The following is a 5204-nucleotide window of genomic DNA, read 5'->3' on the forward strand; positions in this document are numbered from 1 at the left end:
TTGAAACACGATCATAGACATATTGGACAACAGCATACAAAATAAAGAGAGTAAGGTGATTTTAGGATCACGAATAAACTAGCTAACTTTTTACAATATTAAAAATATACGATGAAGAGTTTGATCCTGGCTCAGGATGAACGCTAGCGGCAGGCCTAACACATGCAAGTCGAGGGGTATAGAGAGCTTGCTTTCTAGAGACCGGCGGATGGGTGAGTAACGCGTATGCAACCTACCTTTTACAGGGGAATAGCCCGGAGAAATTCGGATTAATGCTCCATGGTTTATATGAACGGCATCGTTTGTATAATAAAGATTTATCGGTAAAAGATGGGCATGCGTATCATTAGCTAGTTGGTGTGGTAACGGCATACCAAGGCAACGATGATTAGGGGTCCTGAGAGGGAGATCCCCCACACTGGTACTGAGACACGGACCAGACTCCTACGGGAGGCAGCAGTGAGGAATATTGGTCAATGGAGGCAACTCTGAACCAGCCATGCCGCGTGCAGGATGACGGTCCTATGGATTGTAAACTGCTTTTGTACGGGAAGAAATGTAATTACGTGTAATTATTTGACGGTACCGTAAGAATAAGGATCGGCTAACTCCGTGCCAGCAGCCGCGGTAATACGGAGGATCCGAGCGTTATCCGGAATTATTGGGTTTAAAGGGTTCGTAGGCGGTTGAGTAAGTCAGTGGTGAAATCTTATAGCTTAACTATAAAATTGCCGTTGATACTGCTTGACTTGAATAGTATGGAAGTAATTAGAATATGTAGTGTAGCGGTGAAATGCTTAGATATTACATGGAATACCAATTGCGAAGGCAGATTACTACGTACTTATTGACGCTGATGAACGAAAGCGTGGGTAGCGAACAGGATTAGATACCCTGGTAGTCCACGCCGTAAACGATGGATACTAGCTGTTCGGTTTTCGGACTGAGTGGCTAAGCGAAAGTGATAAGTATCCCACCTGGGGAGTACGTTCGCAAGAATGAAACTCAAAGGAATTGACGGGGGCCCGCACAAGCGGTGGAGCATGTGGTTTAATTCGATGATACGCGAGGAACCTTACCAAGGCTTAAATGTAGATTGACAGGTTTAGAGATAGACTTTTCTTCGGACAATTTACAAGGTGCTGCATGGTTGTCGTCAGCTCGTGCCGTGAGGTGTCAGGTTAAGTCCTATAACGAGCGCAACCCCTATTGTTAGTTGCCAGCGGGTCAAGCCGGGAACTCTAACAAGACTGCCGGTGCAAACCGTGAGGAAGGTGGGGATGACGTCAAATCATCACGGCCCTTACGTCTTGGGCTACACACGTGCTACAATGGCCAGTACAGAAAGCAGCTACCAGGCAACTGGATGCGAATCTCAAAAACTGGTCTCAGTTCGGATTGGAGTCTGCAACTCGACTCCATGAAGCTGGAATCGCTAGTAATCGGATATCAGCCATGATCCGGTGAATACGTTCCCGGGCCTTGTACACACCGCCCGTCAAGCCATGGAAGCTGGGGGTACCTGAAGTCGGTCGCCGCAAGGAGCTGCCTAGGGTAAAACTGGTAACTAGGGCTAAGTCGTAACAAGGTAGCCGTACCGGAAGGTGCGGCTGGAACACCTCCTTTCTAGAGAAAAAAAGGAGTTGGTTTATTTACTCTCGCTGTTTGTTCAAATAAAAAAATAAGTAATATACAGAGTCTCGTAGCTCAGCTGGTTAGAGTACTACACTGATAATGTAGGGGTCGGCAGTTCGAGTCTGCCCGGGACTACTAAGTATTACAAGGAAATTTTAGAGGTTGCGCTAACCGTAAAAACGACAGTACACGGTTAACTGTAAGCTGTAAACGACATTACGGGGGATTAGCTCAGCTGGCTAGAGCGCCTGCCTTGCACGCAGGAGGTCATCGGTTCGACTCCGATATTCTCCACAAGAACGCAAGTTCAAAACGATCATTGACATATTGTAACGACAAATACAGTTAGATAGTAATATTAATATTATTATTTAAATAAAAATTTATAGAAAGTACGATTCGAAAGAATTGTAAGCACATAAGCAAAATAAGGGCGTATGGGGAATGCCTAGGCTCTCAGAGGCGAGGAAGGACGTGATAAGCTGCGAAAAGCTACGGGGATTGGCACACACGAGTTGATCCGTAGATATCCGAATGGGGCAACCCACTATGTTGAAGACATAGTATCCGAATAGGAGGCGAACCTGCTGAACTGAAACATCTAAGTAGGCAGAGGAGAAGAAAACAAAAGTGATTCCGCTAGTAGTGGCGAGCGAACGCGGAATAGCCCAAACCAATGTTGTTACGGCAATATTGGGGTTGTAGGACCACGACATTTCTTGCGGATTGAATTAGAATTACCTGGAAAGGTAAACCGAAGAGGGTGATAGTCCCGTATAAGTAAGAGAAGATAAGGATAGTGGTATCCTGAGTAGGTCGGGGCACGTGAAACCCTGATTGAAACTGGCGGGACCATCCGCTAAGGCTAAATACTCCTGAGAGACCGATAGTGAACCAGTACCGTGAGGGAAAGGTGAAAAGAACCGTGAATAACGGAGTGAAATAGATCCTGAAACCATACGCCTACAAGCGGTCGGAGCCCATTAGTTGGGTGACGGCGTGCCTTTTGCATAATGAGCCTACGAGTTACCGTTGCTGGCGAGGATAAGTGATTAAGTCATGGATCCGTAGCGAAAGCGAGTCTTAATAGGGCGCTTTAGTCAGTAGTGGTAGACGCGAAACCGTGTGATCTACCCATGGGCAGGTTGAAGTTTAGGTAACACTAAATGGAGGACCGAACCGTTTAACGCTGAAAAGTTTTCGGATGACCTGTGGGTAGGGGTGAAAGGCCAATCAAACTCGGAAATAGCTCGTACTCCCCGAAATGCATTTAGGTGCAGCGATGATCATAGTTACTTAGAGGTAGAGCTACTGATTGGATGCGGGGGCTTCACCGCCTACCAATTCCTGACAAACTCCGAATGCTAATTAATGATAATCATCAGTGAGGGCATGGGTGCTAAGGTCCATGTCCGAGAGGGAAAGAACCCAGACCATCAGCTAAGGTCCCCAAATGTATGCTAAGTTGAAAAAACGCGGTTTGATTGCCCAGACAGCTAGGATGTTGGCTTGGAAGCAGCCATTCATTTAAAGAGTGCGTAACAGCTCACTAGTCGAGCGATCGAGCATGGATAATAATCGGGCATAAGTATACTACCGAAGCTATGGATTTACGTTTTAAACGTGAGTGGTAGGGGAGCATTCTATCGACATAGAAGCCGTATTGTGAGATATGGTGGAGTTTATAGAAAAGAAAATGTAGGCATAAGTAACGATAAGGGGTGCGAGAAACACCCCCGCCGTAAGACTAAGGTTTCCTGAGCTATGCTAATCAGCTTAGGGTTAGTCGGGACCTAAGGCAGACCCGAAGGGGGACGTCGATGGCCAACGGGTTAATATTCCCGTACTACTAATAATTGTGATGGAGTGACACAGTGATGAAAGCACCGCGAACTGACGGAATAGTTCGTTGAAGCACGTACCTATATTTCCTATAGTAAAATGCGTAGGAGATGGAGAAATGCGATAGTACTCAGCGTTTTCGAACAACGAGATAGTGTGCCTAAGGGCTGTCAAGAAAAGCTTCTAAACTTAGATTATTAGTACCCGTACCGTAAACCGACACAGGTAGTCGAGGAGAGTATCCTAAGGCGCTCGAGAGATTCATGGCTAAGGAACTAGGCAAAATAGACCTGTAACTTCGGGAGAAAGGTCGCCAGCGCAAGCTGGCCGCAGTGAAAAGGTCCAGGCGACTGTTTATCAAAAACACAGGGCTCTGCAAAATCGTAAGATGAAGTATAGGGCCTGACACCTGCCCGGTGCTGGAAGGTTAAGAGGAGATGTTATCTTCGGAGAAGCATTGAATTGAAGCCCCAGTAAACGGCGGCCGTAACTATAACGGTCCTAAGGTAGCGAAATTCCTTGTCGGGTAAGTTCCGACCTGCACGAATGGTGTAACGATCTGGACACTGTCTCAGCCATGAGCTCGGTGAAATTGTAGTATCGGTGAAGATGCCGATTACCCGCAGTGGGACGAAAAGACCCTGTGCACCTTTACTATAGCTTAGTATTGTTCTTGGATAAGTGATGTGTAGGATAGGTGGGAGACTTCGATCCTGCGTCGCCAGGCGTAGGTTAGTCATTGTTGAAATACCACCCTTTGCTTATTTGAGATCTAACTCTGCATTGCAGAGGACATTGCTTGGTGGGTAGTTTGACTGGGGTGGTCGCCTCCAAAAGAGTAACGGAGGCTTCTAAAGGTTCCCTCAGCACGCTTGGTAACCGTGCGTAGAGTGCAATGGCATAAGGGAGCTTGACTGGGAGACTAACAAGTCGATCAGGTACGAAAGTAGAGCATAGTGATCCGGTGGTTCCGCATGGAAGGGCCATCGCTCAAAGGATAAAAGGTACGCCGGGGATAACAGGCTGATCTCCCCCAAGAGCTCATATCGACGGGGGGGTTTGGCACCTCGATGTCGGCTCGTCACATCCTGGGGCTGGAGAAGGTCCCAAGGGTTGGGCTGTTCGCCCATTAAAGTGGCACGCGAGCTGGGTTCAGAACGTCGTGAGACAGTTCGGTCTCTATCTACTGTGGGCGTTAGAAATTTGAGTGGATCTGATTCTAGTACGAGAGGACCGAATTGGACCAACCTCTAGTGCATCTGTTGTCTCGCCAGGGGCATCGCAGAGTAGCTACGTTGGGCAGGGATAAGCGCTGAAAGCATATAAGTGCGAAACCCACCACAAGATGAGATTTCTTTAAAGAGCCGTTGAAGATGACAACGTTGATAGGCTATAGATGTAAAGGCAGTAATGTCATAGTCAAGTAGTACTAATAGCTCGTAAGCTTATGTGTACTCCCTCTACTTTTGGGTAGAGGGAGGGCAACTTTCTAAAAAGTAAAAGTATTTGTTACGTTATAATATACCGAATTAGTTATAGGATCCGAAAGGAATTTATAACAACCGCTTTAGGGTGGTTATTGCGGCGGGGCTCACCTCTTCCCATTTCGAACAGAGAAGTTAAGCCCGCTAGCGCAGATGGTACTGCCACATGGTGGGAGAGTATGTCGTCGCCCTTCTTTTGAAAAGCCTGATTACGTAAGTAGTCAGGCTTTTTTGTTTTATACC

At 46.9% G+C, this 5204-nt stretch carries 2 tRNA genes and 3 rRNA genes; all 5 read left to right on the forward strand.

Annotated features, from left to right (window positions below):
• Window positions 1-108: 108 nt before the first annotated feature.
• A 16S ribosomal RNA gene (locus ACUTSE_RS18030) occupies window positions 109-1626 on the forward strand.
• 70 nt (window positions 1627-1696) lie between these two features.
• A tRNA-Ile gene (locus ACUTSE_RS18035) sits at window positions 1697-1770 on the forward strand.
• Between the two features lie 85 nt (window positions 1771-1855).
• Window positions 1856-1929, forward strand: a tRNA-Ala gene (locus tag ACUTSE_RS18040).
• A 122-nt stretch (window positions 1930-2051) separates the two neighbouring features.
• A 23S ribosomal RNA gene (locus ACUTSE_RS18045) occupies window positions 2052-4930 on the forward strand.
• A gap of 115 nt (window positions 4931-5045) precedes the next feature.
• Window positions 5046-5155, forward strand: a 5S ribosomal RNA gene (rrf, locus tag ACUTSE_RS18050).
• Together the 16S, 23S and 5S rRNA genes with 2 tRNA genes alongside form the textbook arrangement of a ribosomal RNA operon.
• Window positions 5156-5204 lie beyond the last annotated feature (49 nt).

Source organism: Myroides sp. TSA_177.3 (assembly GCF_052691955.1).